General features: G+C 67.4%; 12 protein-coding genes. 1 reads left to right on the top strand and 11 read right to left on the bottom strand.

Annotated elements, in window-relative coordinates; translation table 11 throughout:
• Nucleotides 1-158: 158 nt before the first annotated feature.
• The 5 genes from SMD20_RS31535 to SMD20_RS31515 form a co-directional block, all read right to left on the bottom strand.
• Nucleotides 159-866 carry a recombinase family protein gene (locus tag SMD20_RS31535; RefSeq protein ID WP_329588322.1) on the bottom strand — a complete coding sequence of 236 codons (708 nt, stop codon included), beginning with the start codon at nt 864-866 and terminating at the stop codon, nt 159-161.
• Nucleotides 867-934: 68 nt separating this feature from the next.
• Nucleotides 935-1,933: an IS3 family transposase gene (locus SMD20_RS31530; RefSeq protein WP_329588321.1), complete on the bottom strand. Its 999-nt coding sequence runs from the start codon at nt 1,931-1,933 to the stop codon at nt 935-937.
• The gene (locus SMD20_RS31525; RefSeq protein WP_329588319.1) at nt 1,930-2,346 is read right to left on the bottom strand and encodes a transposase; all 417 of its coding nucleotides are present in this window, start codon (nt 2,344-2,346) and stop codon (nt 1,930-1,932) included. Before SMD20_RS31525 ends, SMD20_RS31530 begins: the two co-directional genes overlap by 4 nt.
• A gap of 240 nt (nt 2,347-2,586) precedes the next feature.
• Nucleotides 2,587-4,551 (bottom strand): ATP-dependent helicase, encoded by a 1,965-nt coding sequence (locus SMD20_RS31520; RefSeq protein WP_329588318.1) that lies wholly within the window; start codon nt 4,549-4,551, stop codon nt 2,587-2,589.
• Nucleotides 4,548-6,494: an ATP-dependent nuclease gene (locus SMD20_RS31515; RefSeq protein ID WP_329588316.1), complete on the bottom strand. Its 1,947-nt coding sequence runs from the start codon at nt 6,492-6,494 to the stop codon at nt 4,548-4,550. The genes SMD20_RS31520 and SMD20_RS31515 overlap by 4 nt, the downstream gene beginning before the upstream one ends.
• Before the next feature lie 300 nt (nt 6,495-6,794).
• On the opposite strand from SMD20_RS31515, the gene SMD20_RS31510 reads away from it, so the two are divergent.
• A complete protein-coding gene (locus SMD20_RS31510) occupies nt 6,795-9,104 on the top strand; it encodes a 2OG-Fe(II) oxygenase (protein WP_329592732.1) in 2,310 nt (769 codons plus the stop codon).
• A gap of 435 nt (nt 9,105-9,539) precedes the next feature.
• On the opposite strand, the gene SMD20_RS31505 is transcribed toward SMD20_RS31510, so the two are convergent.
• The 6 genes from SMD20_RS31505 to SMD20_RS31480 form a co-directional block, all read right to left on the bottom strand.
• Nucleotides 9,540-11,099 (bottom strand): acyl-CoA synthetase, encoded by a 1,560-nt coding sequence (locus SMD20_RS31505; RefSeq protein ID WP_329588314.1) that lies wholly within the window; start codon nt 11,097-11,099, stop codon nt 9,540-9,542.
• Between the two features lie 77 nt (nt 11,100-11,176).
• Entirely contained in the window at nt 11,177-11,635 is a 459-nt protein-coding gene (locus SMD20_RS31500; RefSeq protein WP_329588312.1) for a MaoC family dehydratase, read from the bottom strand.
• Nucleotides 11,632-12,522, bottom strand: coding sequence for an amidohydrolase family protein (locus SMD20_RS31495; RefSeq protein WP_442942613.1), 891 nt, complete (start codon nt 12,520-12,522; stop codon nt 11,632-11,634). The genes SMD20_RS31500 and SMD20_RS31495 overlap by 4 nt, the downstream gene beginning before the upstream one ends.
• 19 nt (nt 12,523-12,541) lie before the next feature.
• Nucleotides 12,542-13,456 carry an SDR family oxidoreductase gene (locus tag SMD20_RS31490; RefSeq protein WP_329588308.1) on the bottom strand — a complete coding sequence of 305 codons (915 nt, stop codon included), beginning with the start codon at nt 13,454-13,456 and terminating at the stop codon, nt 12,542-12,544.
• 126 nt (nt 13,457-13,582) lie between these two features.
• Entirely contained in the window at nt 13,583-14,830 is a 1,248-nt protein-coding gene (locus tag SMD20_RS31485) for a 2-hydroxyacyl-CoA dehydratase family protein (protein ID WP_329588306.1), read from the bottom strand.
• The gene (locus SMD20_RS31480) at nt 14,818-15,915 is read right to left on the bottom strand and encodes a 2-hydroxyacyl-CoA dehydratase family protein (RefSeq protein WP_329588305.1); all 1,098 of its coding nucleotides are present in this window, start codon (nt 15,913-15,915) and stop codon (nt 14,818-14,820) included. The genes SMD20_RS31485 and SMD20_RS31480 overlap by 13 nt, the downstream gene beginning before the upstream one ends.

Here is a 15,915-nt window from a genome sequence, read left to right as displayed (position 1 = left end):
TCTTCTGCATTGAGTTCAGTTACGACACGGGTCGCCGCGTGGCAGACGATCACCAGGCCATTGGCTCGTAATGCAGAGACGATCTCTGCCGGCCCCTCTCGTCCTCCCCCACCCGCATGCGCTAATAGTTCTGCCAGCAGCCCGGCCAGCAGCCGGTCCTAACGCATGTACAGAAACTTCGGGCCGGACGCCTCGCGAGGTCTGGCGCTGGTGTAGCCGTGACGGCACCGATAGCCGGGACGTCCGTTCGCCCAATGCGAATCCAGACGACGCCCGCAGAACCCGCACTTCAGTAGGCCCGCGAGCAGATAGACGCGGGGACCGCCGTCCTGGGTGGGTCGAGCAGCCCGGACCGCCTGCGCGGCGACGAAGTCGTCGTCGCTGACCAGTGCCGGATGGCTCCGCTTCGTCGAGATCGCCCACTCTTGGGACGCGTTCCAGCCGCGCGCCGCTGGATCGGTGACGCTGCTGTTCCGACGGTTCCAGACCTGGTGACCGGTATAGCGCGGATTGCTGAGGATCGCGGCGACGGTTCGTAGCGTCCAAGCATGCCCGGATCGGTGCGGGTTGCGCTCGCGATCCACGTCCGAGGGGCACGGTACGCCGCGTTCGTTCAGCATCCGGGCGATCCGCGCCACGCTGACACCCGCCAGCCGCTGCGCGAACATCCACCGTACGTGCGGTGCCGTGGCCGGGTCGGGGTCAAGCCGGTGCAGACGGCGCCCCCAATGGGCGTGCGCCCGGTTCGGATGCGGACCCGCGTCGACCAAGCGATAGCCGTACGGCGGCCGTCCACCGAGAAACCGTCCCTGATCGGCAGCCTGGCTCCGCATCGCGGCCAGCACGCGGTAGCGGGCCCGCAGCACCTCCCGCTGTGATTGCCCGCCCGGAAGGTGTCAAGTCAAATGCGACAGGGAGTTGGCTGGTCTGATCGCTAGGCGGCCTCTTCCGGCTGGTTGATGTAGGCGACCTGCGGAATCTTGGGGAGCCGGGGCGTGCGGGTTAACCGGTGGGGGTTGGCCGAGCGGAAGCGTTCGATGGTTTCGGCCCGCTTGTCCTGGATGGCGTGGGCGGTGCCCATGTGCACGGTGAACGGGGTGTGCAGCCCGACGCCCGCGTGGTAGTGCTCGTGGTTGTAGTAGTCAAAAAACCGCTGGCAGAAGGCTCGGGCGTCGGCCAGGGAGGCGAACCGTCCGGGGAAGACCGGGCAGTATTTGAGGGTCTTGAACGCCGCCTCGGAGTAGGGGTTGTCGTTGCTCACCTTCGGCCGGGAGTGTGATTTGACGATGTCGAGGGTGGACAGCAGATCGGTGACTGCGCGGGAGGTCATCGAGGTGCCGTTGTCGGAGTGGATGACCGCGGGCGCGATGCCGCCGTTGGCGCGGATCGCGTTCTGCATGAAGGTGGCGGCCAGTTCGCCGGACTCGCGCGGGTGGACCTCCCAGTGCACGACGTACCGCGAGAAAATGTCGATCATGACGTAGAGGTCGTAGTACTGCCGGTCGGCGGGGCCGTGCAGCTTGGTGATGTCCCAGGAGAAGATTTCGTTGGGGGCGCGGGCCAGCAGATGGGGCTTCTTGCGGGACTCGTGGCGGGCCTGGGCACGGCGCTCGCGGACCTGGTCACGCTCACGCAGGAGCCGGTACATGGTGGAGACCGATGCCAGGTAGGCGCCGGAGTCCAGCAGCGCGGCCCAGACCTGGCGGGGCGCCTTGTCGACGAACCGGGTGCTGTTGAGCACGCCGATCAGCTCCTCGCGTTCGGCCTCGGTCAGCTTGTTGGGCGGTGCGGGACGCGGCATCGCCTCGCGCTCGGCCGGTGCGGCCAGGCCGCGGTAGTAGGAGCCGCGCGGAACCCCGGCCAGTGTGCAGGAGCGGTTGATCGGCAGCACGGTGGCGAGCAGGCCGAGCGTCTCGCGCCGGCAGATGGTCACGAGCGCTCGTTGTCCGCGCTCTCGGAGATCATTTCCAAGAGCGCGAAACCTTTTCCCATGATGTCCAGCGCTGCCTCGGTCTGGGCGAGCTTCTTCTCGGCCTTGGCCTTGTCCCGGGCCAGTGCCGCGTTCTCTTTGCGCAGCCGCTCCAGTTCCAGCTGTTCAGGTGTCTTGCGGGCACGTGGCCCGGTGGTCGGGCTCGCGGGAGTCAGTTCGCCGTTGTCACGCTGGCGTCGCCACAGGTCGATGCTGGTGCTGTAGAGGCCTTCCCGGCGCAGCACCCGGCCCTTTTCACCCTCGGGGGCGGCCTCGTACTCCGCGACGATCCGCAGCTTGTACTCGGTGGAGAAGTGCCGCCGCTTGGGCCGGTCGCCTCGAGGGCTGTCTCCGTGTTGAAGATCGTGGCTGGTCATGGTCACTGCGCGTCGTACCCGTTCTCGCCCTGCTCATGTCAGTTAAGGAACTTAGTCCCTGTTTGTCTCACTTGAGCTTGGCACAGAGGGCAGTCCTGGCCCCTTCATCTACGCCGTCCACACCGACCGACTCGAGCGCCTGTATCCCCCACATCACTGCTGCCCGCACCTGCTTCCGGATCGCAACCAGGATGACAGGGAGTACATGAGTTCACCGGATCCGACCGTTCCATGGGGCGGTCAGGTTCCAGGCCAAGCCTGCTCACTGACTACGCGTTCTCTGATACCTGCCTGGGTGAGCAGGTCGTACAGGTCGGCGATCCCGCCTGCGCGGGCTGACGGGGAGGTCGTGGTGAAGACCAGGCGTTGCGCCGCGCGGGACAGCCCGACGAAGAAGGCCGACGTGGAATCCCGAACGTTTTTCGCGTGCGCCCACCATTGGTCGTCATCGAGGCCTAGGAAAAAAACGGTGTGGTATTCAAGGCCCTTGCTGCGGTGGATAGTCAGGAGGCCGACGGCATCCGCGGCTTCGTACTCCTCAAGAACGGTTGACCAGTCGAGCGTTGGAGTAGGGACGGTGACCTGCTGGAGCCGGGCGTGAACGCTGTCGAGGATGTCCCGGAGGCTCTCGCCGCGGCTGTGGCGGCGGAGTGCGTCGTATCCGATAGCCGCCACCACCTGCTTCAGGGCGTCGGCCAAGAGCTCCGGGGCCGGTTGATGCTCGCGGAGCCAGGCACGTAGCGCCACGATGATGGCGGTAAGTTCGTCGCTGAGGATGCGGGCAGCCCCCTCGTCACCGCCGGTTCCGCGGATGCGCCCGATCGCGGCCGTCACGTCCATCCAGACCTGCGGGAGCCCAACCGGTGTCGCAGCCAGACGTAGCATCCCGATGACGAGGTGCGCGACCTCGTTTTTCAGCAGGTCCTGCAGTTTCATCCTTCCGACACTGGCGTCGTCATTGCGCAAGCGGATCGCGTGATGGGCGAGCGCGGGTTGAAAGTGGGGATCGATGTCAGCGACCTTCTGCCGCGCGACGAGCGCGAAGTCCGACGCTCTGCGGTCGGAAGCAGCAATGTCGTTGGCTATCCATCCGGCGATTGTCTGTGCCTCACTCTGCCGATCGTTGAAGATCCACAGCCCGATGGGTTCATCAGCAGGTGGGTGCTGGGCTTTGGAGACCGCCCGTGGTGCTGACGGATCCAGCCGGCGGGCGACGGTGTGGTGGAAGCCCACCAGATGATCTGATGAACGGTAGTTCCAGGTGAGCTCATGCGCTTCGGGGGCGAAGTCCGCAGCGAAGGCTGCGAAAGCGTTGGGTAGCGCACCGGCGAAGCCCATGATGCGCTGCTTGTGGTCCCCCACGATGGTGACAACTGGCTTGTCCACGTGCCCAGCCCGGGCCTGGCGAGGGAAGCTTCCGGGATCGGCACCGGGAACGGCGAACAGCGTGCGAAGAAAAGAAAGTTGTGCCGCTGTGGTGTCCTGGAACTCGTCGACGAAAACGAACGGATAGGTCAGGCGGAGCGCCCGCCGCAGCCGGGGGGTCGCCCGCACCAAGAGCTCCCCCAGGCGGTTGATCATGATGAAGTCGAGTAGCGGCTGGTTGTTAGGCACGTAGTGCCGGTTCCACCACTCAAGGGCAGCGAAGGCGACGGGATCATCCAGCGGATCCTCCGGACGGACGAGAGGCAGATCCCATCCGCCCACTACGTGAGGAAGGAATGTCTCGGCATCGAATGACTGGATCTCCGAACGCAGCGTCCAAGGCGCTTCCCGCAACAGCCGGTTCAGGAACGACCTGATCTCCCCGCGAGAGGGGTGCCGGATCGTGTACTCGCCAGGCATGGCCCAGCTGTCCGGCAGAGCGAGTCTGAATCGGTCAACGAGACCTTTCGTGAAGGCGTCGAAGGTCATGGAGTCGAACCGCCAGGCGTGTTCGGGAATCCGCGAACGCACGCGGCTGCCGAGGTTCGCCGCGGCGTCGCGTTTGAAGGAAATCGCGAGAATGCGCTGAGGAGGCGGGCATGTTCCGGTTTGAAGGAGGTATGCGGCCCGCTGCGCGAGCAACTCGGTCTTCCCCGCGCCGGGGCCGGCGGTGACCGAGCACGAGCCTGTCGACCGGAGTGCCTGCCAAGCTGCCGGTTCCAGATTGTCGATCCCGACCGGACGCCAAGCATTGGCGTCCTTCACCAGGCGACCGGTCACAGCGAAAGCCTCCGCTGAATGAAGCCAACCAACTCGTTGAGAACCTCTGGACCGTTTTTCAACTCGTCATCGGTCAACCGGGTGAGTGCGCTTAAGTGAGTGCCGGGCTTCGACCGGGACAAGAACAAGTATCTGTACCAGCGCAGTTCTTCGTCGCGTTCGGCTTTCTGCTCTTGATCCCCGGGATACCAGTAAGCGGTCGGGGGGTGGCCGGCTCCCAGCACGCTCTCGCGCGCATCAGAGGAGTGGGGGCCGCGCTCACTGTCGGTGAGGACCAAGTAGGCATCCGGGAAGGCCCGGACCATACAGTGATCAAGATCGAGAGGGCTGCTGAAGAACACGCCGAAGGACCGAAGGTGCGCGGCGATTCTCTCGGCCTGGTCAAAGGAAATATCAGCGGTGACATCAGCAAGCTTCTCGTATCCGCCCAGACCAGCGAACACATCTACGTCTTGGGCAAGCAGCTGGGCGCAGGCGTCACGCAGCCGCCCACCCCCTCCATCAGCACGGCCGTAGTCAAGGTCCAGGAGCGTGGCATGGGGAATACCGAGGTCGTTGAGGAGTTTCCAGAAGTGGTTGGTATGGCGCCCGCCGAGCGGGACCATCGCCACGAAGGAGGGATCAAGAGCAATGCCCCGCGCTTCGGCCACACGAGGGATGACGATCTGCTCCGAATCCCCCTCTCCGAGGAGGACGAACCGGGCGAAGTAGAGCTCGGGATGTGCTCTGACCGCTTCGCGCACGTATTTGCCGGCTTCGGTGTCCTCCTCCGGAAGGGTGATGGGGCGGACCAACGCGGTGCCAGAAGCTGCATCCAGCCGGAAGTAGCGGATCTTTTCTGGCTCGATGCGGGCCAGCGCACCAGCGGAGTGACTGGCGATGATCGCCTGGACGCGAGGGCCCGCGCTGAGTTCTTTCAGCTGGCCGGCTATGCGCGACAGGTAGAACGGCGACAGGCTGTTCTCCGGCTCCTCCACGATCACAACCGTCAGGGTGGGCAGCTGGACGTTGCCCAGGTCGAACACTTCCGCGTGGGATCCGTCTGCCAGGCCGCCCTCGATATCGAGCGCGGCCGCAGTGAGCGCCAAGTGAAGCAGGGAACGCTGGCCGTCACTCAGCAGGTCGGCTGATCGGGGCTTGCCGGTGTGCGTCGGCTCGAACACCAGCTCCGTGTCACGCAGCAGTTGTGCCAGATCACCTTCCAGCGGGCGGAGGCGAGGTATGGCATGGGTGTCGGCGTCGTGGAGTTCCTTCCATCTACGTGCCAGCGTCGCCTCCACGACACTGGCGCTCGGCTCGCCATGGAAGCGGCCCGCGATCATCGCAGCATTCTGGGCGATGAGGTCGCGGATGTCAGGCGACCAACGCGCGGCACGCCATATCCGGCTGCGCAGGAACGCGGCCAGCTGGCGAGCACCGTCACGCGACGCTGGAACGTAGATCACCTGAATGCGGGACCGCTCGGCCGGCGGCAGCGGGTGGGCGAGGACGGGATCGTAGTCCTCGTCGAGGGTCAGGACGACCTCTCGCGTTTCGGTGACCGAGCCGTCCAGGGTGCCGTCGGCTTCCCACGTCGCTTTCAGGGTGATGCGACACTTGAACGAACCGTCGGCGGTGGAGGCCATCCGGTGGAAGAACTCAGGAACGGTGACGCGGCCCAGGTCGTTGTTCTCATCCAGTTCAGGGAAAGCGAGCACCGCCTCGATGGTGAGGCTTCGATTGCCGGGCGGAGAGGTTTCTCCTGCCGGCACATGAAAATCGTCGACGCGAACCGTCCGATCACCGGTGCTGACGCCGAAGAGCCGGACCAGTGCTTGACAAGCTGCGGTCTTTCCAGACCCGTTGCCGCCGATGAGCGCGGTGAATCCGGCATCAATGCCGATCTCTGTCTTGTTTGGGCCGAAACACTGAAAGTTCTGCAGAGTGATGCTTTCGATATACAAGCTGACCTACCACTCATGTGGTGCAAATCGACATTGTCCCCGGAGCGACGTCAAGTGCCGAGCCATGTGAAATAAGGCTACTCGCGAGGAAGGCGGCAAAGCACAGGATGTTGTCGAATAGTTACAGCGTGCTACACGGGAGGCTGGTCGGGGAACACTCCTGGCAAGGATGGCCAGATGTCCGCCGACACCATCGCCAAGTTCGTGTCACGCTAAGTGAAGCTGGCGCATAAGGTTTGGAGCGCGTCCACACGCAGTAGTTCTGTTCCCCCGGCGGAATGGGGAGGTTCCGTGTCCGGCATGGCTCGTGAACGGCTGGCCGAGTTGCTCGCCGCGTCTGCGGAGCCCGCTGCGTACAGCGCCTTGCGAAAGCTTCCCAAAACCGATCTCTCGGTGACGGTCGATGGACTCGGCCCACTGCGGTTTCCCCTCGCCGATGAGCAGGCGGTCCAGCTGCGCGAGCTCGGCCGCCGGGCACGGTTCGGGCGGGGCGAGCAGACCCTGATAGACCCAGAGGTGCGCGACACCTGGGAGATCCCCAAGGAGCTGGTACGCGTCCAGTGGACGGAAGCGTTCACGACCGTCCTCGACGGGATGCGCGCGGAACTGGGACTGCCACCGCACTGCCGGCTCATGCCCGAGCTGCACTCCATGCTCCTGTACGAGACCGGGCAGTTCTTCGTCCCGCACCAGGACTCCGAGAAGGACGACGCCATGGTCGCGACCTTGGTGGTGTCGCTGCCGTCCGCGCACACCGGCGGCGAGCTCGTCATCGAGCATCAGGGCCGGACCAAGAAGTACCGGGGGCTGAAGACCGCGGTCTCACTGGTGGCCTTCTACTCCGATTGCCGGCACCAGGTTCTTCCCGTCAAAACGGGCAACCGTGTCACCCTCACCTACAACCTGCTCCTGACAGGAGACAGCCAGGCCGCGGCGGCCGAGAATCCACTGGTCAGCGAGCTCGCGGCCGGCCTTCTCACGCACTTCGCCATCCCGGTCGTCCTGCCCTACACCTCCCGCCGAGGGGAACCGCCGACGCGGCTGGCGTATCTCCTCGACCACGAGTACACCGCCCGCGGGCTGAGCTGGTCCCGGCTGAAGGGATCGGACGCCGCGCGGGGCGCCCTGCTGCGGGCCGCGGCCGAGCGGGCGGGCTGTGAGATCACTCTGGCCCTCGCGGAGATCCAGGAGACCTGGGACGCCTACGACCCTGACGAGGACGAGGACGCGTGGTACGGCCACCACGAGGACGAGGATCCCGACGACTACGAGGCCCCGGTCAGCGCGGACGACAAGCAGTACGTCCTCCAGGACCTGATCGAGACCTCCACCACCCTCGCCCACTGGATCAGCCCGGAAACGGGGCGACTGGAGGACATCTCGCTGGACCTCAGCGACGCCGAAGTGGCCTCGACGACCCCGACGGCCGACATAACGCCCCACTCCTCGGAGTACGAGGGCTACATGGGCAACTACGGCAACACCCTGGACCGCTGGTACCGGCGGGCGGCGCTGGTCATCTGGCCCCGGAGCCAGGGCTTCGCCAGCCGGGCCGAGGCGTCTCCAGGGTGGGCGCTGGACGAACTCGCCACGACGGCCCGTGCCGGGAAAATCGCGGAAGCTCGCGAGGCGGCGCGGTCGCTGGAGTCCTTCTGGCACGCCGCCGGCCGTTACCCCGGCCAGACCGAACTGATCGGCAAGGCGCTGGAAGCCGCCAGGGAGCTGGATGACGCGCAGGTCGCCGCCATGCTGCTGCGGCCCTTCGCACTGGAGCGGCTGGTCCCTCCTCATGGTCCGGCATTCGCGGCCCTGGCCACGCACTACGGCGACATCTGGATGGACGGCCTGCTGCGCCACTGGACAGAGGGCTGGCGACCCGGCTCCTACGGTCTCGCTCAGGCACCGTTGGAGTGGTTCGAAGATCTCCCACAGCTGTGTGCCGCGCTCTCGGCGGAGGGGAACGCGTCCACCGCAGCCACCCGCCGCATCGTCGAACTGTCATGGACGATGTTCGCGGGTCAGGTCGCTCCAGCACTCGACGGGCCGCTCACCTCCCGGCGGGAAGCATGGCTGACCGCCTTGGGGGCGCCATGCTCCGGGATCATCGCAGCTGCGGCCGGGCTGGGATCAACGGACGTTCTGGAGAACGCCCACAAGCTCGCGCGAACGCCCGGTGATCGGGCGCACGCCCTGGCGATGGCGACGCTGCGTGCCGCCGGGACGCGCCAAGGGGGCTTCGACGAGTTGGCCCTCTACTGTGCCGATCGAATCCGCGCATTACTGGCGCAGCCACAACGCGCGCCGGGCGACTGGTCGATCGAACTGCCCACCGGATGCGCGTGCGAGCTGTGCGAGAAGCTCGGCACGTTCCTCCGAGACCCTGAGCGACGCGCTCTCGACTGGCCGCTCGCGAAGGACAGGCGCAGGCATGTCCACGCCAGGATCGATGAGGGTGAGCTGCCGGTCCATCACGAGACCAGGCGGCAGGGCCGCCCGTACACCCTGGTACTGACCAAGACCGAAGCCCTTTTCGAACGTGAGCGTCTCGCCCGCGAGCGCCACCAAGCGGATCTGGCCTGGCTCACCGATGAGTGGAAGGTTTCCACCTGAACCGTCACGGACATCGTCAGGCCACGTGAATGTGGTGCACGGGAATAGGGATTGCGGCAGGCCATGTGCGTCCGGTGGCGCTCGCCCCTCGGACACACACCGCACGCACATGTGGGGGCTCCGGTCGAATCCGGGCCTCCACATTTTGCTTTCCGGGTAGTGCGTGAGCCCCCGATCAAGTGCGGCCGCCCCCGCCCCATCGTCCCTCGCCCGGACCTGGCCGGCTACGGCTACTGCCGCTCACACTCCCGCTGCTTCCGGTGATCTGCGCACCCGCCGGTCCACCGAGCCTGCTAGCACGACCGGGACCTGCTCAACTCGATCCGCCAACTGATCGAGCCCATGAATGACACCTTCAAGGGCCAGCCCGACCTGAAACCGCACGGCGGCCCTAACCGACCTCGAGCACCCGGTACGCCGGGAGCCAGGCGGACGTCACCGGTCAGCCGGCGAAGAAGCGGAGGAGTCGGCGCCCGGCAAGGGAAGGCGTCGCAGTCGCGGTTTTTGGATCTTTCCCGAACCCGTCTTCGGCAAGTCGTCCGCGATGTCGAAATAGGCCGGAATCTTGTACTTGGCCAAGCGAAGGCGCAGGAATTCGCGCAGCTCATCGGTGGTGACACTCGCTCCGGGGCGTAGGACCACGAACGCGCGGCCGACCTCGCCCCATCTGGCGTCGGGTACGCCGAGCACCGCGACCTCGGCGATGGCCGGATGCTCGAAGATCACTGCCTCAACCTCGGCCGGATAGACGTTCTCCCCGCCCGATATGTACATGTCCTTGACCCGGTCGATGACGTACAGGTGATCCTCCTCGTCCCGAACGCCGATGTCGCCGGAGCGGAACCAGCCGCCATCGGAGAACGCGGCGGCGGTCGCCTCCGGGTCGCGCCAGTAGCCGGGGGTCACGTTCGGCCCCTGGATGAGCACCTCACCTGGCTCTCCCTCGGCCGCGTCCGTGCCGTCGGGCCGCACGACCCGCACGTCGGCGAAGAACACCGGCACCCCTGCCGACCCCACCTTGCGCACGCTCTGACTGGCCTCGAGGAACGTGGCGCCGGGCGCGGTCTCGGTGAGCCCGTATCCCTGGCAGAACACCAAGCCCCGTTCCTGGTACGTGCGGATCAGCGCGGCGGGGATCGCCGCTCCCCCGGCCATGAGGTGGCGCAGCGACGACAAGTCCGCGCCGGCCCACCTGGGCGACCGGGCGAACGCGGCGAACATCGTGGTGACCCCGAACATCCAGGTGACGCTGTACTTCTCCATGAGGTCGTAACACTCGTCCACGTCCCACGACGGCGTGATCACCGAGCAGCCGCCCTTGAGGAAGGTCGGCAGCAAGGTCTGGTTCAGGGCGGCGACGTGGAACAGCGGTGCGCTGATCAGCGTCACCTCGTCGCTCGTGACGTCGACGCCGAGCAGGAGGTTGAAGCAGTTCCAGACGAGGTTGCCGTGCGTCAGCATCGCGCCCTTGGGCCGCCCGGTCGTGCCTGAGGTGTAGAGGATGAGCGCGGTGTCGTCCAGCTTCACGGGCGTGTCGATCGGGGTGGGATCGCCCTCCGCCAGCCAGGTGTCGTAATGCCGCTCCCCCGGCCGCGGAGCGTCGAGGGCCACGACCTCTCGAAGGGCGGTCGCGGTGTCCGGCAGGGCTTGCACCACCTCGACGCACTCGGGCGCGTAGATCAGCACCTCCGCGCCCGAGTGGTCCAGCATGTAACCGATCTCGGGCGCGGCCAGGCGGAAGTTCAGCGGCACGAAGATCGCCCCGAGCAGATGCGAGGCGAACATCGTCTCGACGAAGGCGACGTGATTGCGGCCGAGGTAGGCGACCCGGTCGCCGGCCCGCACCCCCGCCGCGCGCAATCGCGACGCCAGCCGTGTCGTCCGTTCGTGAACCTCGGCGTAGGTGACAGGCCGGTCCGCGAAGATGAAGGCGGTCCGATCAGGTGTCATCTGGGCCCGGCGGGCGGGCCACCCTCCCAGTCCGGCGTTGCGCATGGGTGTTGGACCTCCTGTGAGCTGAGGGATCAGAGGAGCCGTCCAGCCGAGGCGCCGCCTCCGGACGGGATCACAGGTCAGGCGTAGTGCCGGTAGATCGCCCGGGCCACGCAGGCCGGCTTGGCCGCACCCTCGACCTCGACGGTGAAGTCGACCGTCATCTGCACGCCGTCGCCGGGAACGTCCTCGACCGAGGCGACCGTACCGGCAAGGCGGATCCTGGCGCCCACCCTGACCGGGCTGGGGAAGCGGACCTTGTCCAGGCCGTAGTTGACGCTCATCTTGACGTCCCGGATCTCCAGCAGCTCGTTGAACAGCGGGATGATCAGGGACAAGGTCAGGTAGCCGTGGGCGATCGTGCCGCCGAACGGTCCGTCCTTCGCCCGGTCAGGGTCGACGTGGATCCACTGGTGGTCGCCGGTGGCCTCGGCGAAGACGTTCACCCGCTCCTGGGTGATCTCCAGCCAGCCGCTGTGGCCGAGATCCCTGCCGGCCAGCGCCCTGATCTCGTCCAGCCCGCTCACCGTCGTGGTCATCTGTCTGCCGTCCTCTCTGCTCCGCCGAGCCCGAGCAGGCGTACGGCGTTGTCCTTCAAGATTTTCGGGCGGACTTCGGGCTTGATGTCCAGCTTGTCGAAGTCAGCCAGCCAGCGGTCCGGGGTGATCACCGGATAGTCGGACCCGAAGAGCACCTTGTCCTTCAGCAGCGTGTTGGCGTACCGCACCAACTGCGGCGGGAAGTACTTCGGCGACCACCCCGACAGGTCGATGTAGACGTACGGCTTGTGCGTGGCGACCGCCAACGCCTCGTCCTGCCACGGGAACGACGGGTGGGCCAGGATGATCCGCAGCTCGGGGAAGTCCACGGCCACGTCGTCCACCAGCATGGGGTTCCCGTACTTGAGCCGGATCCCGCCCCCGCCGGGAACACCCGCGCCGATGCCCGTCTGCCCGGTGTGGAACAGCGCGATCGCGCCGAGTTCCTGAATCGCCTCATAGAGGGGATAGGCGATGCGGTCGTCGGGCGCGAAACCCTGGATGCTCGGGTGGAACTTGAACCCGCGCACGCCGTACTCCTCCACCAGCCGCCGCGCCTCGCGGACCCCGGCCTTGCCCTTCCAGGGGTCCACACTGGCGAACGGGATCAGCACGTCGGCATGCTCGGCGCAGCTCTCCGCGACTTCCTCGTTGGAAATGCGCGGGTGCCCGGTGGCGTGCTCGGCGTCCACGGTGAACACCACCGCCGCCATCTTCCGCTCCCGGTAATAGGCGGCCATCTCCGCGATGGTCGGCTGCCGGTGCCCGTGCGCCTTGAAGTAGTCCGCAGAGGCCCCGAACAGCTCCGGGCTCAGCGACCCGTGCCCGTCCTTCGAGATCTCGGCGTGGGTGTGCACGTCGATCGCGGCCAGCTCGTCGACGTTCATCTCAGGCGTCCCAAGCATCTCAGGCTCCCTCGGGCGCCTTCGGCGCGGGAATGCCGTACGTCTCGGGCTCGGCGCCGACACCCGCCTCCCATGAGGCGGCGATGGTCTCGGCCGTCCAGCCGCCGTCGGCGAACGCCACTGCCTTCTCCTTCGGATGCGCCCACAGTGCCAGGCGGTCCCCGCCGACGCCGATCGCCTGGCCGGTCACGCCCGCGGAGGCGTCGGAGGCGAGGAAGACGACGAGCCCTGCCACGTCCTCGACCGTGCCCAGTCCCTCGTCCTTGCGCAGCCAGTCCGGGAACGGCTTCCCGGTGCGCTCGGCCTCCTCGATGACCGGCGCGAACACGGGGATGGTCTTGGTCATCTCGGTCGCGGCCACCGGGACGACCGCGTTCACCGTGACGTTCGCCCTGGCCAGCTCCATCGCCCAGGTGCGGGCCATCGCCACGATGCCGGCCTTGGCCGCCGCGTAGTTCGTCTGGCCGAAGTTCCCCCGCTGCCCGGCCGGCGAGGAGATCAGGATCAACCGGCCGCCCGTCCCTTGCTCGCGCATCCGCGCCGCCGCCGCCCGCGCGCAGGTGAACGTACCGCGCAGATGAACGTCGATGACGGCGTCGAAGTCCTCGTCCGACATCTTCCACAACACCCGGTCGCGCAGAATGCCGGCGTTGGTGACCATCACATCCAGCCGGCCGAACTCCTTGACCGCGGTGGCGACCAGCCGTTCGGCCACTTCCGCGGAGCCGACCGGGGCGACGACGTCCACGGCCTTGCCTCCGTCACTGGTGATGGCCTCGACCACCTGCGCGGCCGCTCCGGCGTCCACGTCGTTGACGACCACCGCCGCCCCGGCCGTGGCCAGCGCCTCGGCGTACGCGCGGCCGAGCCCACGGCCCGCACCTGTGACGACGGCGACCTTGCCGGAAAGATCCATGGGATTCCCCCTGAGTTGTACGGCGACTGTCTGGAATGTATGACGCTTCCAAGACGATCGTCAAATGTTTGCCTAGTGTCTTCGAGCGGCCACCTCAGGACGGGCGCCGCCGCGCCGGCATCGAGGTCAGGCGAGGACGACGTTCTCCAGCCACTGACCGACGCGCTCGACCACCTCGTCACCGAAGGTGCGGGCGTCGACGTTGTCGGCGTGGATCTCGATCACCGGGAACCCGGCCGCCTCCAGTGCCCTGGCCGTGAAGTAGCTCCCGCGGGGATCGTCGGAGACCAGGTGGACCACGCCGTCGATGCCATGCAGGCGGGCCTCCTTCACGTACCATTCGCTCGACCACGGCGGGGTGTAGAGCTGGTCGCCGAAGGCGGCGAAGCGCGCCGCCAGCGCTCTCATCGGGTCGTCGCCGTAGCGGATGTACCCGTCGGCGGCGATCGCCAGGTACATCGACCAGACGAACACCGCGCCGTACTCGTCCTGGAAGCGCTGGTAGAAGCCCATGTCGTACCAGAGGCCGCGGCCGATCCACATCAGCCGGGCCCGCTCGTCCGGGCACGCGGCCTGACCCGACTCGACCCGGTCGCGCACCTCCTCGTAGAAACGCTTGGCGATGTCCCTGGCCCACTCTGTGCCACGGTGCCACTGCGGGAGCATGACGCTGGGGATGCTGTCGACGACGCCGAGCGGGGCGGGCCGGGTGCGGGCGATGAGGTCGCGCGTCTTCCGGTTCCACTCCTCCTGCTCGTCGACCAGGGCCATCACCTCGCGGAAGCGCGACTCGCTGAACCGCCTGCCGGTGGTGGTCTCCAGGAACCTGACGAGGTTCTCCAGCTCCGCGGTGAGCAGGTCCAACCTGGCCGGGCCGATGGCCTGCTCCCAGCGGTGCGGCATGAGCTCCCACCAGTTGACGGGGACCTCGTTCTCGGCGGCGCTTTCCAACGGGTAGAAGGTCACCCCCGGCTCGTGTCCCCAGATGTCGAAGACCTTGCGGGTGATGTCGCCCGTGACGTCGCCGACGACGATGTCTGGTCTGGGCAGACCGCCCCACGGACCGGCCTCAGGTTCCGGATCGAAGGCGGAGCCGAGCGTGACCGAGTTGTACTGCTCCGAGTAGTCGGGATACCCGCGCTGCCGCACCAACTCCAGGTAGTGCTGCGAACGCTGCTTGGCGGCCACCAGGGACGCCCACCATTGGCTGACCGCGTACGGAATGTCCATCGTGCGGAAGATCTCGTGCGGGACGTCCGCGTTCAGCAGGGCGAACGGCTCGCCGGCGGCGACCCGCCGGCGCAGGTCGGCGAACCATTCGCGCTGGTGTCTGCCCGCCTCGGCCGCTGTGGCGAGGGATTTCACACTGCGCATGGATGTTCCTTCCGCAGGGCGGTCAGATCGGCACGCCCGTATTCCTGGCGCTCCAGCAGCACGGCGGGGATGTCGAGAGCCGCCCGCTGCGCGGGGAAGTCCCAGGCCGGAGCCTCGTCGGCGATCCTGGAATAGGCGACGAAGAGCTCGGCACGGCAGTGCCGTACGGCTCTCGCCGCGTGGGCGGCGCGCTCGCTCACGGTGGCCCGGTGAGCGGTCGGACCGCTGTAGTGGTAGTGCTCGGCCAGCGCGTCCAGGCCGCCCGAGCCGATGAGCCCCTCCGGGGACGGGCCGCCGAAGCCGTGGTCCTCGCCGACGATCACGTAGCCCTCGGACTCGACGGCCTCGTACACGTGTGGCGTGTCGTGGTCGCTGCCGCTCAGGAAGACGCGCCGCCCGGCGTGCTCCTCGAGCTGCCCCGCCTCGGCCAGCAGCCGTTCCAGCAGCGCGATGTGCTCGGCCACGGGCAGGACCGCGTTGGCCACCGCGAGGAACTGCCGCCCCGTCAGGCGGGCGGGCACCGCCCTGCGCAGCTCGGCGGCGGCGACCAGCAGGCGGCGCCGCTCGTCATGCGCGGCCACCGCCCCGGCGAGGTCGAGGGTGCGGCCGGTCCACGCCTCCAGCCTGGCCGCGAACTCGCCGATCCTGCGACGGTTGTACCGGGCGGTCGTGCGGTGCGGCAGGTGCAGGATGTCCACGAGATACACCTCGGGCAGTCCCGTGCCCGGCTCCACGCGGCGCAGCTCGCGCAGCGCGTAGAACAGCCGCAGGGAGGCCTCGCAGTCATGCGAGATCACGAGGTGGTCCAGGTCGCCGAAGGACCCGGCGAGCAGCCGCGTGAGCACCGAGCGGGCCGTCGGGTCCACCCCGCGGCCCAGGTACCGGTCTCCGCGCGCGGAGCCGGACTCCGGGTCGCCCGTGAGCCGGAGCGCGCGGAGACCCGCGGCGGTCAGCAGTTCGACCGGCATGTCCGCCCCGACGTAGCCGACGACCGGCGTCCGGTCGCCGGTCGGGAGGGTCGAGGAGGCCGGAGGTGCGCCGCGCCGGGCGTACGCCTCCTCCAGCATGGCAAGCGCCATCGGCAT

This window comes from Nonomuraea sp. LP-02, from assembly GCF_036289125.1.
GTDB lineage: Bacteria > Actinomycetota > Actinomycetes > Streptosporangiales > Streptosporangiaceae > Nonomuraea > Nonomuraea bangladeshensis.
This window is presented reverse-complemented; position numbering and strand designations above follow the sequence as displayed.